Raw genomic sequence first — 14,403 nt, forward strand, 5'->3', positions numbered from 1 at the left:
TCAACCCGCGCTCACCTGAGCCACGGACGCGACCGCGACCGCCGGTTCCGCCGAACCGTCCTTGAGGTCGACGCCGGAGCGGCCCAGCTCCCGCGCCCCCGCCAGCAGCGAGACCAGCACGTGCGCTGCCCGCTGGTAGCCCAACCCGTCCGGGGGATGGATGTTGGAGACGCAGTTGCGCTCGGAGTCGGCCATGCCGGGCCGCGGACGGTAGGACAGGTAGGCACCGAGGCTGTCGGCGACGGACAGTCCGGGGCGTTCGCCGATGAACACCACCACCGCACCGACGCCCAGCCGGTGGGCGACGTGGTCGCCGAGGGCGACCCGCCCCTGCGACGCCACCACCGGCGGAGCCACCGACACGGTCGCCGGCAGCGCCGCCAGCAGGGCGGCCACCATCGGGACCGCGTGGGCGTCGACGGCGGCGGCGGACAGCCCGTCGCACACCACGATGCCGAGGTCGGCGTTCACCGGCTGCAATGTCTCGGGGTCGGCCAGCAGCCTGCCGAGATCCGGGCGTCGCAGATACGTCGGCCGGTCGGGGGCGAGGCTGTGCACGGTCGGCACGTCGGCGAACCCGAGCGCACCCAGTCCCGCCACCAGCGCCTCGACGTCGGCGGCCGAGTGCACGGCGTCACGCGCCATCGCGTGGGCGGCACCGAGCTCGAGCAGCGCGGCGGTATCCAGCGCGTCGCCCGCACGGCCAAGCCCGATCCGCGACCGGGTGCTCCCCCGCAGCCGATCCCAGAGGGCTCGTTCGGTCACCGCTCGTTCGGCGCTCACGCCGTGGCCGCCAGGGCGAGCAACCCTGAATCACTGGCTGCCAGCGGCCGGATCAGCCCGTCACCCCCGAGCATGTCGTGGGCGGCCAGCCACGTCTCGAACTCCGGCGCGGGCCGCAACCCGAGGGTGCGCCGCACGTAGAGCAGGTCGTGGAACGACAGACTCTGATAACCGAGCATGACGTCGTCGGCTCCGGGAACGGCGATGACGAAGGCCGTGCCGGCCGCGGCGAGCATCGTCAGCAAGACGTCCATGTCGTCCCCGTCGGCCTCGGCGTGGTTGGTGTAACAGACGTCGACGCCCATCGGCAGCCCCATCAGCTTTCCGCAGAAGTTGTCCTCGAGGCCCGCCCGCAGGATCTGCTTGCCGTCGTAGAGGTACTCGGGGCCGATGAAGCCGACGACGGTGTTCACCAACAGCGGTTCTACGGCACGGGCGACGGCGTAGGCCCGCGCCTCGAGGGTCTGCTGGTCGACCGGACGGCCGCCGACGCCGTGGTGGGCGTCGGCCGACAGCGCCGACCCCTGACCCGTCTCGAGGTACATGACGTTGTCACCGGCGGTGCCCCGCGCGAGCGACCGGCCCGCCTCCATGCCCTCGCGCAGCACGGCCAGGTCGATGCCGAACCCGCGATTGGCCTTCTCGGTGCCGGCCACCGACTGGAAGACCAGGTCGACGGGGACCCCCTTGTCGACCAGGTCGATCGTCGTCGTCACGTGGGTCAGCACGCACGACTGCGTCGGGATGGCGTACCGGGAGCGCACGTCGTCGAGCAGGCGGAGCAGCTCCCCCACGGCCCGAGGCGAGTCGGTCGCTGGGTTGATCCCGATCACGGCATCGCCGCTGCCCAGCAGCAGCCCGTCCAGGATCGCCGCCGCGACGCCCTGCGGATCGTCGGTCGGATGGTTCGGCTGCAAGCGGCTTGCCAGGCGACCCGGCAGTCCGATCGTGGACCGGAACGCCGCCGTCACGCGGGGCAGGCGGGCCACCGCAACCAGATCCTGGTTGCGCATCAGCTTGCTGACCGCGGCGACCATCTCCGGGGTGAGTCCCGGCGCCACCGCGGTGACCTCTGCCGCCCCGTCCGGTGCCGCGACGCGTTCGAGCAGCCAGTCCCGCAGACCGCCGACGGTCAGCGACGCCACCGGGAAGAATGCCGCGCGGTCGTGGGTGTCGATGATCAGCCGGGTGACCTCGTCGGTGTCGTAGTCGACGACGACCTCGTCGAGGAAGTCCTGCAGCGGGACGTCGGCGAGCGCGAAGCGGGCCGCGGCTCGTTCGGCGTCGGATCCTGCGGCACAGCCGGCGAGTTCGTCACCCGATCGAGCCGGGGAGGCCTTCGCCAGCAGGTCGACCAAACCGTCGAAGGCGTAGGTGGTTCCGGCCCGGGTATGGCGTCGTACGGTCACCCCTTCATGGTGGCGAGCGCCAGACCTCGTCCGGATGAACCCCGGTTAACATCAGGAAACGTCACGAGACCGAAGCCAGGCCACCACGCGGTCGCGGTAGGGCGCGATGCCCTTGTACTCGGCGAGGTCCGCTGGCAGTTCGGCGAGCACGCGGGCGGTGCGCTCCCGCCATGCTGCGACGGTGGCCAGGTCCTCGAGCGGTAGCAGGTAGGTTCTGATGAGGAAGCAGATGGCGCCGGTCTCGGGCAGCTTGATGAGGTGCTGAACCTCCACGCGCAGATGCACCAGCCGACCGAACGTCTCGTCGTCACCGGCGAGCGCCAGCGCCCGGTCCGGTGCCCACTCCGGGTAGCGCTCCATCGACAGGTCGAGGCGGCGCCCGATGGCGAAGGACCAGTTGGTCCGCCGGAACACCTCGTTGGGCTGCATGCGCAGGATGAAGTCCCTGGCGCGGGTGATGACGCCGCTCTCGCGCAAGCGCGGCACGGGACCGTGGATCTCGAGGAACTCCATGCCGACGTCGAACCCGAATGACCAGGCCGCCGCGAACGTCACGACACCGGCGTCGCCGAACAGTTCGCCCCCTCGTTGATCGAGCAGGACGACGTCCTCCTGGATCTGTCCGGCGATGTAGGCCAGCGGCTCGCAGGGCAGGGTCGACTCGTCGCCGACGACGAAGTCCTGCTCCACTGCCAGCCGGGCGTTGCGCCAGCTGAAGGCCATTCCGGTGTCGTCGTGGGGGCCGGCGAGGGACATGGTGTCCGGGTAGGCGGTGGACAACTCCCGCATCAGGGTCAACATGGCGTCCCAGCACGCAGGCCGCATGTGCGGCAGCACGGCATGACGCGTGGGGTCCGCCGCGAGGATCTCCGCGCGCTCGGCGAGCTCGCGCTCGTATTCGCTGTCCACGTCGATCACCCGGTGGCCCCACTGTCCGGCCGGCGTCGTCACCGCGATGCCGGCCGACTCGATGTTCGTGCTGTAGCGATAGCGGTCACCGGTGAAGGGAAAGGGAAACCCGGCGAGCAGGTGCTGGCCGGACGGCGAGGCGACGTTCGCGGTCGCGGTTCCAGTCGCGGTTCCAGTCACAGTTCCAGCTCCAATCGCTGCCCGGCGGCCCTGGATACGCAGCACATCACGGAGTCCCCAGTCGCTCGCTCGTCCTCGGTCAGGAACAGATCGCGGTGCAGGACCTCCCCCGCCCTCACCGTGACCCGGCACTCACCGCACACGCCGCGCCTGCAGAGGTAGGGAACGTCGTGGCCGCGCTCCTGCAGGGCCGCGAGCAATGAGACCCCCGACTCGACCGTGAATGTATCGCCGGTCACGGTCAGATGCACCTCGAACGGCGCGCCGGGTTCGAACGGGCCCGTCCCGAAGTGTTCGACGTGCACCCTGCTGGCGGGCCACCCGAGGGCCGTCGCCATGGCACCGACGTCGGCGACGAAGCCCTCGGGTCCGCAGACGTAGGCGTGGGTGCCCAGCGGTTGACGGGCCAGCGCATCGGCCAGCGCGGCAGTGAAGGACGCCCGCGCGGTGAAGACCCTTGCGTCGGCCGTCAGTTCCTCGACGTCGCGGAGGTGTGCGCCGCGGCCCTCCCGGTGCACGTACAACAATTCGACCTGCCGCCTCCACCGGCGGGCACCGCGTAGATGGGAAACCATTGGCGTGATCCCGATTCCGGCCGCCACCAGCAGGTGGCGGGTGGCCCGCAGCACCGGCGCGAAGGCGCTGCGAGGTTCGTGGACCACCACGGTGGCGCCCACCTCCAGCTCCCCGTGGATCCACTGCGACCCCCCGCATCCGTCCGGACGCTCCAGGACCGAGATGCCGTAGCTGGTCGGCGCGACCCCGTCGCTGGTCAACGAGTAGGCGTTGAAGGTGGTCCCGGGGTCCCCGGTCCCGCACGCCACGACGAGATGACTGCCCGGGACGAACGACGGCAACGGCCCGCCGTCGGGCCGGGCGAGTATCAGCGAGCGAACCCCGGGCACCGAGTCGTCGATGGCGACCACGATCAGCGTCAGGGAGATCTGCGCCAGGGACTTCACGGGTCCGCCCGCGCGGAGACATCCTCCGCATGGGCCAGCACCCCGAGGTGGGCGCCGATCCGCCGCGAGACGTGGGCCTGGACGGCGAGGCGGCGACCGCATCCGGCGCACTCGAGGACGTCGTCGAGCTCGACGGCCGCGCGTGTCACGGCCCGGCAGTGCACGCAGTACACGTCGCGGTGGGTGACGTCGGTGCTGGCCACGACGATCTCGTCGTCGCCGACGTGATGAGCCAGGGCGTGCGCGCGCAGGCGCAGGCAGAGGTTCGCCGGCCCGGCGATCATCAGCCGCCACCCGACCAGTGCACAGCTCAGGTCGGTCGTGACCGCGGCCAGGGCGGCGCGGTCGTCCGCGACGCGGTGCACGCGGGGGTTCGCGTCGGGATGCGTCGCAAGGATCTGCTTGGTCCAGTCGGCGACGATCAGGGCGGCCGGTCCGGTGGCGTCGGCACTCGAATCGATGGCGACCAGCGTCCAGTAGCGACCCGTGAGGTCCGCATTGCCGCGCCCGGGTGCGACGGCCCAGGCGGGCACGCTCGTGGTCTCGATGTCGGGTGTCATGGGCGATCGCCTTCGAGGAAACCACACCTTGGACGAACCGGCGTGAATCGCGACTCGCTCTGGGTTTGAAAACCCAACCGTGCTCTGGCAGGCTCGCCCCATGACCACCGACGTGAACCCCGCCACGACGACCGACCACGAGGGCTGGGGCGAGAAGCGCTCCAAGGTGGTCTCCTGGCACGACCCGGCACCGACGACGGCCGTTGGCCTGTCGATGGCGGGCATCGACTACCTGCGGGCCATGGTCGACGGCGCGCTGCCGCCTCCGCCGATCGCAGGGTTGATGGACTTCACGATGGTCGCCGCCGAACCGGGCCGGGTGGTGTTCACCTGCCGGCCCGACGAATCGGCGTACAACCCAATCGGCGCGGTCCACGGCGGGCTGGTCTGCACCCTGCTCGACTCGGTGGCCGGGTGCGCGCTGCACAGCACGCTGCCGCAGGGCAAGGGCTACACCTCGATCGAGATCAAGGTGTCCTACCTCAAGGGCGTGCGGGCCACCAGCGGACTGCTCACGGCGACCGGGACGGTGATCAAGGCGGGTGCGCGGGTCGGCTTCACCGAGGGCGTCGTCACCGACGCCGCCGGCGCCGTGGTCGCAACCGCATCCAGCACCCTGCTGGTGTTCGACCTCTGACCCACCGGCCGATACCGTCGCAGTGTGACGCCGCCACACTTCCTGATCGTCGGCGCGGGCATCTCCGGCCTGGCCACGGCACTGGCGCTACGGCGTCGCGGGCATCGGGTGAGCATCGTCGAGGAACGCACCGACACCTCGTCCGGGGCGGGAATCAGCATCTGGCCCAACGCGTTGGCTGCGCTCGACGAGATCGGGGTCGGTGACCGGGTCCGCGCATCGGGCGGCCGGGTGTCGGCCGGCGCGGTGCGCTGGTCCGATGGCTCGTGGCTTCGTCATCCCGCACCCGAGCGCATCGTCACCGCACTCGGCGAGCCGCTGGTCGTGATTCGCCGGTCGGCGCTGACCGCGATCCTGGCCGACGCACTCGACGGGGTGACAGTCGAATCAGGGCTGACGGCAACCGAACTCGTCATGACGGCCGCGGGCGTCAGGGTGTCGCTGTCGGACCGATCGACGCGCGAGGTGACCGCGGTGATCGGTGCCGACGGGGTCGGTTCCGTCGTCGCCCGCCATCTGAATGGACGACTGCGACATCGCTATACCGGATACACCGCGTGGCGCGGAGTGGCGACGTACCCGCTGGATCCCGATCTGGCCGGCGAGACCGTGGGCGTGGGAACCGAATTCGGTCACGTGCCGCTCGGATCGGGCCATACCTACTGGTTCGGCACCGAGCGTCGACCCGCGGGCACCGCAACGCCCGGCGGTGAACTCGACCATCTGCGAGCCAAGTACGGCCGGTGGGCGGACCCCATCCCCGCGGTGCTGGACGCGACCGATCCCGCCGACGTGCTCCGCACCGACCTCTACGACCGTGAACCGGCCAGGCAGTGGTCTCGCGGCCCGGTGGTGCTCGTCGGCGACGCCGCCCATCCGATGCGACCGCACCTGGGGCAGGGCGGATGTCAGGGACTGGAGGACGCCGCGGTACTTGCGCACTGCGTCGGTCCCGGTGCGGATCCGACGGCGGCGTTCAGCCGCTTCGCGGCGTTCCGCAAGCCGCGCACGCGCGCCCTGACGGCGGAGTCCAGATTCCTCGGCCGCGTCGTCAACGCCCGGCCCGCGCTGCTGGGTGCCGCCGCCATGCGCGCCTCGGCCGCGCTACCCGAGGCCGTGGTGACCCGCCATCTGGCGTGGGTGGCGGGACGCTCGGCCTTCGCGTTGCCGGATCGGGGTTGAGCGTCAGCCGGTGATCCGGTCGAAGGCCTGGGCGATCCGCTCCAGCAGCATCTCCCCGGCCCGGGTTCCGAACCCGACGCGGGTGATCGTCAGGACGTCGCGATGGGGCTGGGCGATCTCGGCACCGCAGTCGACCGTGGCCAACCTCGACCGGTTGTGTGGAGCCGAGAACACCGATGCCGGAAGCAGACCCACCGCCGCACCGCTGACGATCAACTCGACGGCGGTATGGCAGTCGCGGGTCTCGTGGCTGACTCGTGGATGGAATCCGAACTGTCCCGCCCAGCGCGACAACAGCTGCCGGTCGACGTCGCGGCGAGAACCCGCCACCCAGTCGGCGTCCATGCAGTCCGTCAGCGTCCTCGGGGTGCCCGTCGCCGAGGTGAGCACCAGCATCGGCTCCTGGCCAAGGAATCGCGCGTCGGTGTTCTCCCCCGACGGCGGTTGCTCCTCCGGCAGATAGCGGTGTGCGATGAGCACGTCGAGCTCTCCGGTGTCGATCAGCGAAACACCCTCGGCGGGTTCGACTTCGACGGTCTCGATGCGCGTGCGGGGAATGGTGTCCTCCAGCGCCGTCAACACCTCGGGAAGCAGGAAGCTCAGCGCGGTTCCGTACGCACCCACCCGCAGCACCACGCCGTCCCCGTCGGAGATCCGGCGGGCGGAGTCACCGAAGACCGCCGCGGCGGCCAACATGTCGTCAGCCGCCGCTGCCAGCGCACGCCCGGCCGCCGTCAACACCAGCCGACTGCCGGGCTTGCGAATGAACAGCATGGACCCACCGAGTCGGTGCTCGAGCGCGGTGACGTGCTGGGATACCGCCGACGGCACGTAGTCCAGCTCCGCGGCGGCCTTCGTGATCGAACCCAGCGCCGCGACCTTCGTGAAGCTGGCTAGCAGGCGCAGGTCGGCTATTTCAAGATTCGTGAAGGATTGTTTCACGAATCTTCACGCTACCTGGACAGCGGGGCCGGCGCAGCGCTCGTAGGGTCCCTGCTAACCCACGGACCAGCACACGAAGGACACGAGGCAGATGAGCGCTGAACCCAGTACCACCCAAGGACGCCACGACCTCCCCGACGGCACCGCGGCGGAGGGACTGCGCAAGAACTCCATGTCTTGGGTCGGCGCCGCCCTGCTCGGCGCCATCATCATGTCGCCCGCGAGCGGCCTCTACTTCAACTTCACCCCGATCGAGGCGACGGCGGGACCCGTCGTGCCGCTGATCTTCCTCATCGCCATCGTCGTGACCCTGCCCACCGCCCTGTCCTATGCCGCGCTGTCGCGTTCGCTGCCCAGCGCAGGTAGCGCCTACACCTGGGTTCGCTGCGCCATCGGACCCAAGACCGGAGTGTTCGCGGGTTGGATCCTCAACGGCTTCTACCTGCTGGCCCAGATCGTGCTGCCCGGCATCGGAGCGCTGTTCTTCAACGACATCCTCAGTCAGGCCGGTGTGCCCACCGGGTACCTCACCTGGGCGATCGGCGTCGTGCTCATGACGGTGATCGTGGCCGCCATCAACTTCCGCGGCATCGATCTCAGCCTCAAGGGCACCGTCATCTTCATGATCCTGGAGTCGGTGGTGGTCTTCGCGTTGATGCTGACGATCTTCATCGTGCAGACCGGCAACGGGTCGTTCACCACCGCCGACGTCGCCAGCTCCTTCACGCCGTCGGCCGCGACCGGAGGCACCGTAGCGATCTTCGCCGCGCTGGTGTTCGGCATTCAGGCCAACGTCGGCTTCGACGCCGTCTCCACGCTGGCCGAGGAGACGCACACGCCGCGCAAGTTCATCCCCATCGCCACCGTCGTCGCCGTGCTCGCGGTCGGGGCCTACTGGGTTATCACCGCACTCGGGTTCGTCGCCGCGTTCCCCGTGCAACAGGTCGTGGACGTCGCCGCCAGCGGCGGCACTCCGGTGTCGGCGATGGCGGACGAGTTCTGGGGCGGCATCGGCCAGCTGGTGATCTCGGTGATCGCGTTCACGTCGATCACCGCGATCTTCCTGGCGCAGAACGTCGCAAGCAGCCGGGCCCTGTACGCCATGGGCCGCCAGGGCACGGTCCCCGCCTGGCTGGGCCACCTCAAGCCCGGCGCACGGGTGCCCGGCAACGCGATGACCCTGGGCCTGGTGGTGACCGTCGTGGTCACCCTGGCACTCGGCGCCGGCCTGGGCACGGCCAGCCAGTACAACTGGTCGGCCACCATGGCATCGTCGCTGGCCCTACTCACCTACCTCGGTGTCAACATCGCGAACATCGTCTACCACTTGCGCTTTCAGCGCGGCCGGTTCCACGTGCTGATGCACGGCATCGTCCCGGTGATCGGCATCGCCGTGGTCTGCTTCGTGATCTACCGGTCCTACCTCGGGTCGCTGTGGGACGCCGGCTGGACGTTCGGCCGCAGCGTGCAGATCGCGGTCGTCATCTGGTTGCTACTCGGCGCCTGCTGGGTGCTCTACGTCCGCCGGGCGACGCCAGAGGTATTGCAGGTTTCCGAGATCGACTCGCAGATCGACCGAGCATGACGGCATACGTCGACCTGAGCATGCCGATCTCACCGGACATGCCGACCAATCAACCCGACCACTTCCCACCCGTGCTGAAGCCCTACTCGAACATCGCATCCGACGGCTGGGCGGGCACGGCGATCACCATCGACTCGCACTGCGGAACGCACGTGGACGCGCCGTCGCACTTCGTCGCCGGTGAGATCGGCGTCGACGAGATCCCCATCGACGTACTGGTCGGACCGGGCCAACGGATCGCCGTCGACACCAAGGTCGTCACGCCGAAGCACCTCGGGGCGGTGACCAGTGATCGGGTCGTCGTGCACACCGGCTGGAGCGACAGGGCCGAAAGCCCTGAATACCTGACGGGCTCAACGTATCTGAATGCCGACGCGGCTCTGCATCTGGTCAGCCAGGGTGTGCGACTGGTCGGCATCGACAGCCCCTCGGTGGACGCCCCCGGCTGCGACGACGTCCATCAGATCCTGCTCGGGCACGGCGTGATCATCGTGGAGAACCTTTCCAATACCGCCGCGCTGCCCGATCGCTTCGACCTGATCGTCAGCCCCCTGCGCATCGTCGGCGCCGACGGCAGCCCCGCGAGGGTCATCGCCGCCGTGTCGGAGTCGGCGGCATGACGCCCGGTTCGGGCCGCACCACGATCCGTGACCTCGAGGTCACCCGACTCGGCCTCGGGACCGCACCGTTGGGCGGGCTGTTCACGCCGGTGGCCGAGGACGATGCCACCTCGACCGTCGACGCCGCGTGGGACTGCGGGATCCGCTTCTTCGACACCGCCCCGCTCTACGGTTACGGCAACGCCGAACGCCGTCTCGGTCGGGCGCTCGAGAAACGGCCACGCGCCGAGTTCACCGTCGCCACCAAGGTCGGCCGCCTGCTTCGGGAGCCGTCCGCCATCGGATCGGCGGAGCTGGACACCACCCAGGAGTTCGACGGTCGGCCGTTCTACCGGGGCACCGGGCGCGAGGTGCCGGTCTTCGACTTCTCCTACGACGGGGCCCTGCGCGCACTCGAGGAGAGCCTCACCCGGCTAGGCCTCGACCGGGTCGACTTGGTCCACGTCCACGATGCCGACGATCACGTCGAACCCGCCATCGACGGTGCCTACCGTGCGCTGACCAAGCTCCGCGACGAGGGCGTCGTCGGCGCCATCGGGCTCGGCATAGATCATTGCGAACCCGCGGTGGAGATCCTGCGTGCCGTCGACCTGGACTGCGTCCTGATCGCGGGCCGATGGACGCTGCTGGACCAGAGCGCCGCGGTCGAGTTGCTTCCGCTCGCCGAGGCCCGCGACGTGGCGATCATCGCCGCCGGGGTGTTCAACAGCGGAGTGCTCGCCGACCCGAACGCACCCGGCGCCACCTTCGACTACGTGCCCAGCGACGCACTGATCACGGCGCGGGCCAACGAGATGGCGGCGGTGTGCGCACGACACGGCGTGCCACTCAAGGCCGCGGCACTGCAGTTTCCGCATCGGCATCCGACGGTCGCGGTGGTGCTCACCGGAGCCCGCACACCCGCCGAGCTCGTCGAGAACGCCACACTGGCCGACCTGTCGATCCCGGACGACCTCTGGGCCGATCTCGCCCTCGAATGCGGCGTGCCCACCACCGCATGATGGCGCTCACCTCCCAGCCGCACGGTTACACCGGTCGTCTCCGGCACGTCGACCTCACCACCGGTTCGATCTCCACCGAGGCTCTCCCCGAACGGGATTGGCGACGATACGTGGGCGGCGGCCTCCTCGGGGTACGGCATCTGCTGACCACGACACCACCGGGGCTGGACGCCTTCGATCCCGCTGCGCCGCTGATGTTCCTGTCCAGCGTGATCGGTGGCCACCACGCCGTCGGGTTGTCCAAGTTCACCATCGTCGCCAAGTCACCGCTCACCGGCGGGGTCGGCGAAGCGCGCGTCACCGGGCCGTTTGGCATGGCGCTCAAGGCATCCGCGTGCGACGGGCTGGTGTTGTGCGGACGCGCGGCCGAGCCGAGCTACCTGCTGGTCGACCCCGACGGCGCCCAGCTGCACCCGGCGCGCGACCTCTGGGGATTCGAGACCCAGGTCGCCACCGAAACCCTCAAGCAGCGCCACGGTGACGAGGCGGCGGTCGCGCTGATCGGTCCGGCGGGTGAGCAACTGGTGCGCTACGCGAGCATCCTCACCGAGTGGATCCATCCCGCGAACCGGATGGGCCTCGGCGCCGTCATGGGGTCGAAGAACCTCAAGGCCGTGGTCGTCGTCCCCGGTGACCTGCCCCCGGTCTACGACCCGGACGAGCTGGAGGCAGTCACCGAGGGGTACCGGCGACGGATGACGGACAATTCGCTGACCGCTTCGCAGCTATCCCCCGGCGGATTCGGCGGCTGGTTCCTCGAAGCCGGCCTCACGGGATACGCCGCGGTGCGAAACTTCGACACCAGCGTCCTGCCAACGTTTCCCGCGCAGACACCCGAAGAACTGGCGTCGAGGGTGACGGGTTCCGCAGGCAATTGTCCTGGTTGCCCGAACGAGTGCATCAAGCGCTACGCCAACGCGGTGGACGGACGACTCGGAGGTCTCGACGAGGAGGGACTGGCCGCGCTCGCCCTCGGGTGCGAGATCACCGACCTGACAGCCGCGTTGGACCTGCACGCCCGCTGCCACGCGCTGGGCCTCGACCCCGTCTCGCTGGCCGCGGTGTGGGCCCACGTTCGCGAACGGGGCCGCGATGACGGTGCCGGCCTGGCTACCGTCGTCGAGGGGATCGCTCGCCGGACCGACGGTTGCGAGCAACTCGGCGAAGGCGTGCGCCGCATGGCCGAGTCCGTTGGCGAATCCGATGCGGCCATGCACGTCAAGGGATTGGAGTTCGGCCGCTACGATCCCCGAGCCTCGGCCGGGCAGGCACTGGCCTATGCGATCAGCCCGTTGGGGCCCCGGTACGAGATCGTGGAGCACGACCTCGACTTCGACCCGGTGGACGGCCCTTCCGGCGCACTGACGCAGATGCGGACCCTGGGCACCGACGAGTGGGAACCCATGGAGAGACTCGACTCGGCCCGCGTCGCGCGCACCGCCACCCTGCTGGACCTGTGGAGCGGTTTGGACGCGCTCGGGCTCTGCCTGTTCGCCGGTCCCCCGATGAGGGAGTTGACCCAGCGCCACGTCGCCGAACTCATCCATGCCGTAACGGGTTGGCTGACGAGCGATCACGAGCTCTTCCTGTGGGGTCGACGCCGCTGGAACCTGATGCGGCTGTACAACCTGCGCGAAGGCATCGACGCGGCTGCCGACCGGCTGCCAGACCGCTTCTTCGACGATCCCATCGATGCCGGTCGACTTGCGGGGGCGGTCCTGGATCGAGCCACGTTCACCAAGTCCGTTCGGGAGTACTACGCCCTGGCCGGCTGGGACGATCTCGGCCGGCCCCTGCCGATCACGCTGGCCTCCCTTGGTCTGCTCTGGGCAGACACCACCTCCCCACTAGCGAAAGCTGCGACCGATCAACACTGACATGCGCTACCTACTCGCCTCCGACAACTGGTCGGGTGCCCATCCCGAAGTACTCGACGCCTTGATCGAGGCGAACGCCGGCGAGGAGATGAGCTACGGCCGCGATCGCTACACCGAGCGACTGCAGGAGATCATCAAGTCCCGATTCGGCTCGCGTGCCGAGGCGTTCCCGGTCTTCAACGGTACTGGCGCGAATGTCGTTGCGCTGCAGTCCATGCAACCGTCCTGGGGCGGGGTGATCTGCGCCAGCACCGCGCACGTCAACACCGACGAGGGCGGCGCCCCCGAACGGGTGGCCGGACTCAAGATGCTGCCGGCGCCGACACCGGACGGGAAGCTGACCCCCCAGCACGTGCGCGACCTGGCGCGCGACTTCGGCAACGTCCACCACGCCCAACCCTCGGTGGTGTCGATCACCCAGAGCACCGAGCTCGGCACGCTCTACACGCCCGACGAGATCGGCGTGATCTCGGAACTTGCCCACGGATACGGAATGTCGGTGCACCTCGACGGTGCGCGTCTGGCGAATGCTGCTGCTGCCCTTGACGTTCCACTTCGAGCACTGACCACCGACGTCGGAGTCGACGTCATCTCCCTTGGCGGCACCAAGAATGGGCTGCTGTTCGGCGAGCTCGTCGTGATCCTGGACCCGGCCCGGTCGGTGGGCATCGGATACATCCGCAAGTACACGATGCAGCTCGCGTCGAAGATGCGTTTCATCTCAGCGCAGTTCATCGCCCTGCTCGAGGGGGACCTGTGGCTGCGGGGTGCCCGTCAGGCGAACGCGCAGGCAGCGCTATTGCGCACGCTCGTCGAGGACGTCCCCGGCTTGAGGATCACTCAGCCGACCCAGGCCAATGCGGTCTTCGCCATCCTGCCACCGGCGATCGAAGACGCCGTGCGCCGGATCGCGGAGTTTCAGACCTGGAACTCCGTCACCGGCGAGGTGCGGTGGATGTGCTCCCACGAGACGACCGATGCCACCGTGCGCGGGTTCGCGGCGGCGCTGCACGAGCTGTCGGCCGGCCTCACCGCTGGGCGGTGAGCACGCCGAACGGGTTGAGCAGCGCGGTGCACATCTGACGCGGGTTGATGAAGCCGAGCAGTCCGGAGGTCGGCATGGCCTGGCAGCCGGTCGCAGGCGCGGCAGGCTGGGCGGGGCTGATCGTCGAGACGTTCCAGATGGCCGGGCTGCCACCCTGGGCGCCGCACTTGGGCCACGCGCCCGGACCCTGACTGGCCAAGACGTTCTCGGCGACGCGGATCTGCTCGGCACGCGAGGCGGTCGCGGGTGAGCCGACACCGCCGTTGGCCGTCCAGGTCGCCTGCTTGAACTGAAGTCCGCCGTAGGTGCCGTTTCCGGTGTTGGCGGCCCAGTTGCCCCCCGACTCGCACTGCGCGACGGCATCCCAGTTCATCGAGTCCGCGTGGGCGGTTCCCGTCGAAATCCCGGTGGACATGGCCATGGCGACGATGGCGAACGCGCCCGCGAGCAACACCAGCTTCAGGCTGGTGACGACGGTCCTGCCGATGCCGTTGATCTTCATGAGTGCGGTCCTTCCCCGACCGTTCGACACGAGGACCGCAGCAGGTGGAGCGTTATTGACGCGGTCACACGGTTATTCGGGGCGCCGATCTCGTGCGTTACACGAGCGACGAAAGTTCTTTATCGAGACGTGATGGAAACCAGAGAAAGCTGAGGTAGGAGGGTAGAAAGAGAAAGCAGCGCCGGGCGTGTCGCCCAGCGCCGCTCTCG

Annotated in this window: 14 protein-coding genes; 7 read left to right on the forward strand and 7 right to left on the reverse strand. The window is 69.3% G+C overall.

Annotation, left to right across the window (positions count from 1 at the left end; genetic code table 11):
* The 5 genes from eutC to SBI80_RS17400 are packed head-to-tail and all read right to left on the reverse strand — an operon-like array spanning nucleotide 1 to nucleotide 4,803.
* On the reverse strand, nucleotides 1-765 hold the full coding sequence (gene eutC / locus SBI80_RS17380; protein WP_318976047.1) for an ethanolamine ammonia-lyase subunit EutC: 765 nt from the start codon (nucleotides 763-765) through the stop codon (nucleotides 1-3).
* A gap of 14 nt (nucleotides 766-779) precedes the next feature.
* Entirely contained in the window at nucleotides 780-2,192 is a 1,413-nt protein-coding gene (locus SBI80_RS17385; RefSeq protein WP_318976048.1) for an ethanolamine ammonia-lyase subunit EutB, read from the reverse strand.
* A gap of 51 nt (nucleotides 2,193-2,243) precedes the next feature.
* Entirely contained in the window at nucleotides 2,244-3,221 is a 978-nt protein-coding gene (locus SBI80_RS17390) for a heme-dependent oxidative N-demethylase family protein (RefSeq protein ID WP_413232750.1), read from the reverse strand.
* 56 nt (nucleotides 3,222-3,277) lie between these two features.
* The gene (locus SBI80_RS17395; protein ID WP_318976244.1) at nucleotides 3,278-4,234 is read right to left on the reverse strand and encodes a PDR/VanB family oxidoreductase; all 957 of its coding nucleotides are present in this window, start codon (nucleotides 4,232-4,234) and stop codon (nucleotides 3,278-3,280) included.
* A 5-nt stretch (nucleotides 4,235-4,239) separates the two neighbouring features.
* On the reverse strand, nucleotides 4,240-4,803 hold the full coding sequence (locus SBI80_RS17400) for a dimethylamine monooxygenase subunit DmmA family protein (RefSeq protein ID WP_318976050.1): 564 nt from the start codon (nucleotides 4,801-4,803) through the stop codon (nucleotides 4,240-4,242).
* A 100-nt stretch (nucleotides 4,804-4,903) separates the two neighbouring features.
* On the opposite strand from SBI80_RS17400, the gene SBI80_RS17405 reads away from it, so the two are divergent.
* Both SBI80_RS17405 and SBI80_RS17410 read left to right on the forward strand, forming a co-directional pair.
* A complete protein-coding gene (locus SBI80_RS17405; RefSeq protein WP_318976051.1) occupies nucleotides 4,904-5,440 on the forward strand; it encodes a PaaI family thioesterase in 537 nt (178 codons plus the stop codon).
* A 24-nt stretch (nucleotides 5,441-5,464) separates the two neighbouring features.
* Nucleotides 5,465-6,622, forward strand: a complete 1,158-nt coding sequence (locus tag SBI80_RS17410; protein WP_318976052.1) for an FAD-dependent oxidoreductase — start codon at nucleotides 5,465-5,467, stop codon at nucleotides 6,620-6,622.
* Nucleotides 6,623-6,625: 3 nt separating this feature from the next.
* Here SBI80_RS17410 and SBI80_RS17415 read toward each other — a convergent pair whose 3' ends face one another.
* Entirely contained in the window at nucleotides 6,626-7,564 is a 939-nt protein-coding gene (locus tag SBI80_RS17415; RefSeq protein ID WP_318976053.1) for a LysR family transcriptional regulator, read from the reverse strand.
* 91 nt (nucleotides 7,565-7,655) lie between these two features.
* On the opposite strand from SBI80_RS17415, the gene SBI80_RS17420 reads away from it, so the two are divergent.
* Genes SBI80_RS17420 through SBI80_RS17440 form a run of 5 tightly spaced genes read left to right on the forward strand, consistent with a single transcriptional unit; the run spans nucleotide 7,656 to nucleotide 13,692 of the window.
* Nucleotides 7,656-9,149, forward strand: coding sequence for an APC family permease (locus SBI80_RS17420; RefSeq protein ID WP_318976054.1), 1,494 nt, complete (start codon nucleotides 7,656-7,658; stop codon nucleotides 9,147-9,149).
* Nucleotides 9,146-9,769 carry a cyclase family protein gene (locus tag SBI80_RS17425; protein WP_318976055.1) on the forward strand — a complete coding sequence of 208 codons (624 nt, stop codon included), beginning with the start codon at nucleotides 9,146-9,148 and terminating at the stop codon, nucleotides 9,767-9,769. The genes SBI80_RS17420 and SBI80_RS17425 overlap by 4 nt, the downstream gene beginning before the upstream one ends.
* Nucleotides 9,766-10,770, forward strand: a complete 1,005-nt coding sequence (locus tag SBI80_RS17430) for an aldo/keto reductase (RefSeq protein ID WP_318976056.1) — start codon at nucleotides 9,766-9,768, stop codon at nucleotides 10,768-10,770. The genes SBI80_RS17425 and SBI80_RS17430 overlap by 4 nt, the downstream gene beginning before the upstream one ends.
* Nucleotides 10,770-12,647 carry an aldehyde ferredoxin oxidoreductase C-terminal domain-containing protein gene (locus tag SBI80_RS17435; protein ID WP_318976057.1) on the forward strand — a complete coding sequence of 626 codons (1,878 nt, stop codon included), beginning with the start codon at nucleotides 10,770-10,772 and terminating at the stop codon, nucleotides 12,645-12,647. The genes SBI80_RS17430 and SBI80_RS17435 overlap by 1 nt, the downstream gene beginning before the upstream one ends.
* A 1-nt stretch (nucleotide 12,648) precedes the next feature.
* Nucleotides 12,649-13,692, forward strand: coding sequence for a threonine aldolase family protein (locus SBI80_RS17440; RefSeq protein WP_318976058.1), 1,044 nt, complete (start codon nucleotides 12,649-12,651; stop codon nucleotides 13,690-13,692).
* Here SBI80_RS17440 and SBI80_RS17445 read toward each other — a convergent pair.
* On the reverse strand, nucleotides 13,676-14,194 hold the full coding sequence (locus SBI80_RS17445) for a transglycosylase family protein (RefSeq protein WP_318976059.1): 519 nt from the start codon (nucleotides 14,192-14,194) through the stop codon (nucleotides 13,676-13,678). The genes SBI80_RS17440 and SBI80_RS17445 overlap by 17 nt on opposite strands.
* Nucleotides 14,195-14,403 lie beyond the last annotated feature (209 nt).

Source organism: Mycolicibacterium sichuanense (genome assembly GCF_033741125.1).
In the GTDB taxonomy this organism is placed as follows: domain Bacteria; phylum Actinomycetota; class Actinomycetes; order Mycobacteriales; family Mycobacteriaceae; genus Mycobacterium.

Excerpts from the sequence above, each read along its gene's own strand:
- SBI80_RS17400 (WP_318976050.1), bottom strand. The coding sequence starts at position 4,803 with ATGACACCCGACATCGAGACCACGAGCGTGCCCGCCTGGGCCGTCGCA.
- SBI80_RS17405 (WP_318976051.1), top strand. The coding sequence starts at position 4,904 with ATGACCACCGACGTGAACCCCGCCACGACGACCGACCACGAGGGCTGG.
- SBI80_RS17420 (WP_318976054.1), top strand. The coding sequence starts at position 7,656 with ATGAGCGCTGAACCCAGTACCACCCAAGGACGCCACGACCTCCCCGAC.
- SBI80_RS17425 (WP_318976055.1), top strand. The coding sequence starts at position 9,146 with ATGACGGCATACGTCGACCTGAGCATGCCGATCTCACCGGACATGCCG.
- SBI80_RS17430 (WP_318976056.1), top strand. The coding sequence starts at position 9,766 with ATGACGCCCGGTTCGGGCCGCACCACGATCCGTGACCTCGAGGTCACC.
- SBI80_RS17435 (WP_318976057.1), top strand. The coding sequence starts at position 10,770 with ATGGCGCTCACCTCCCAGCCGCACGGTTACACCGGTCGTCTCCGGCAC.
- SBI80_RS17440 (WP_318976058.1), top strand. The coding sequence starts at position 12,649 with ATGCGCTACCTACTCGCCTCCGACAACTGGTCGGGTGCCCATCCCGAA.
- SBI80_RS17445 (WP_318976059.1), bottom strand. The coding sequence starts at position 14,194 with ATGAAGATCAACGGCATCGGCAGGACCGTCGTCACCAGCCTGAAGCTG.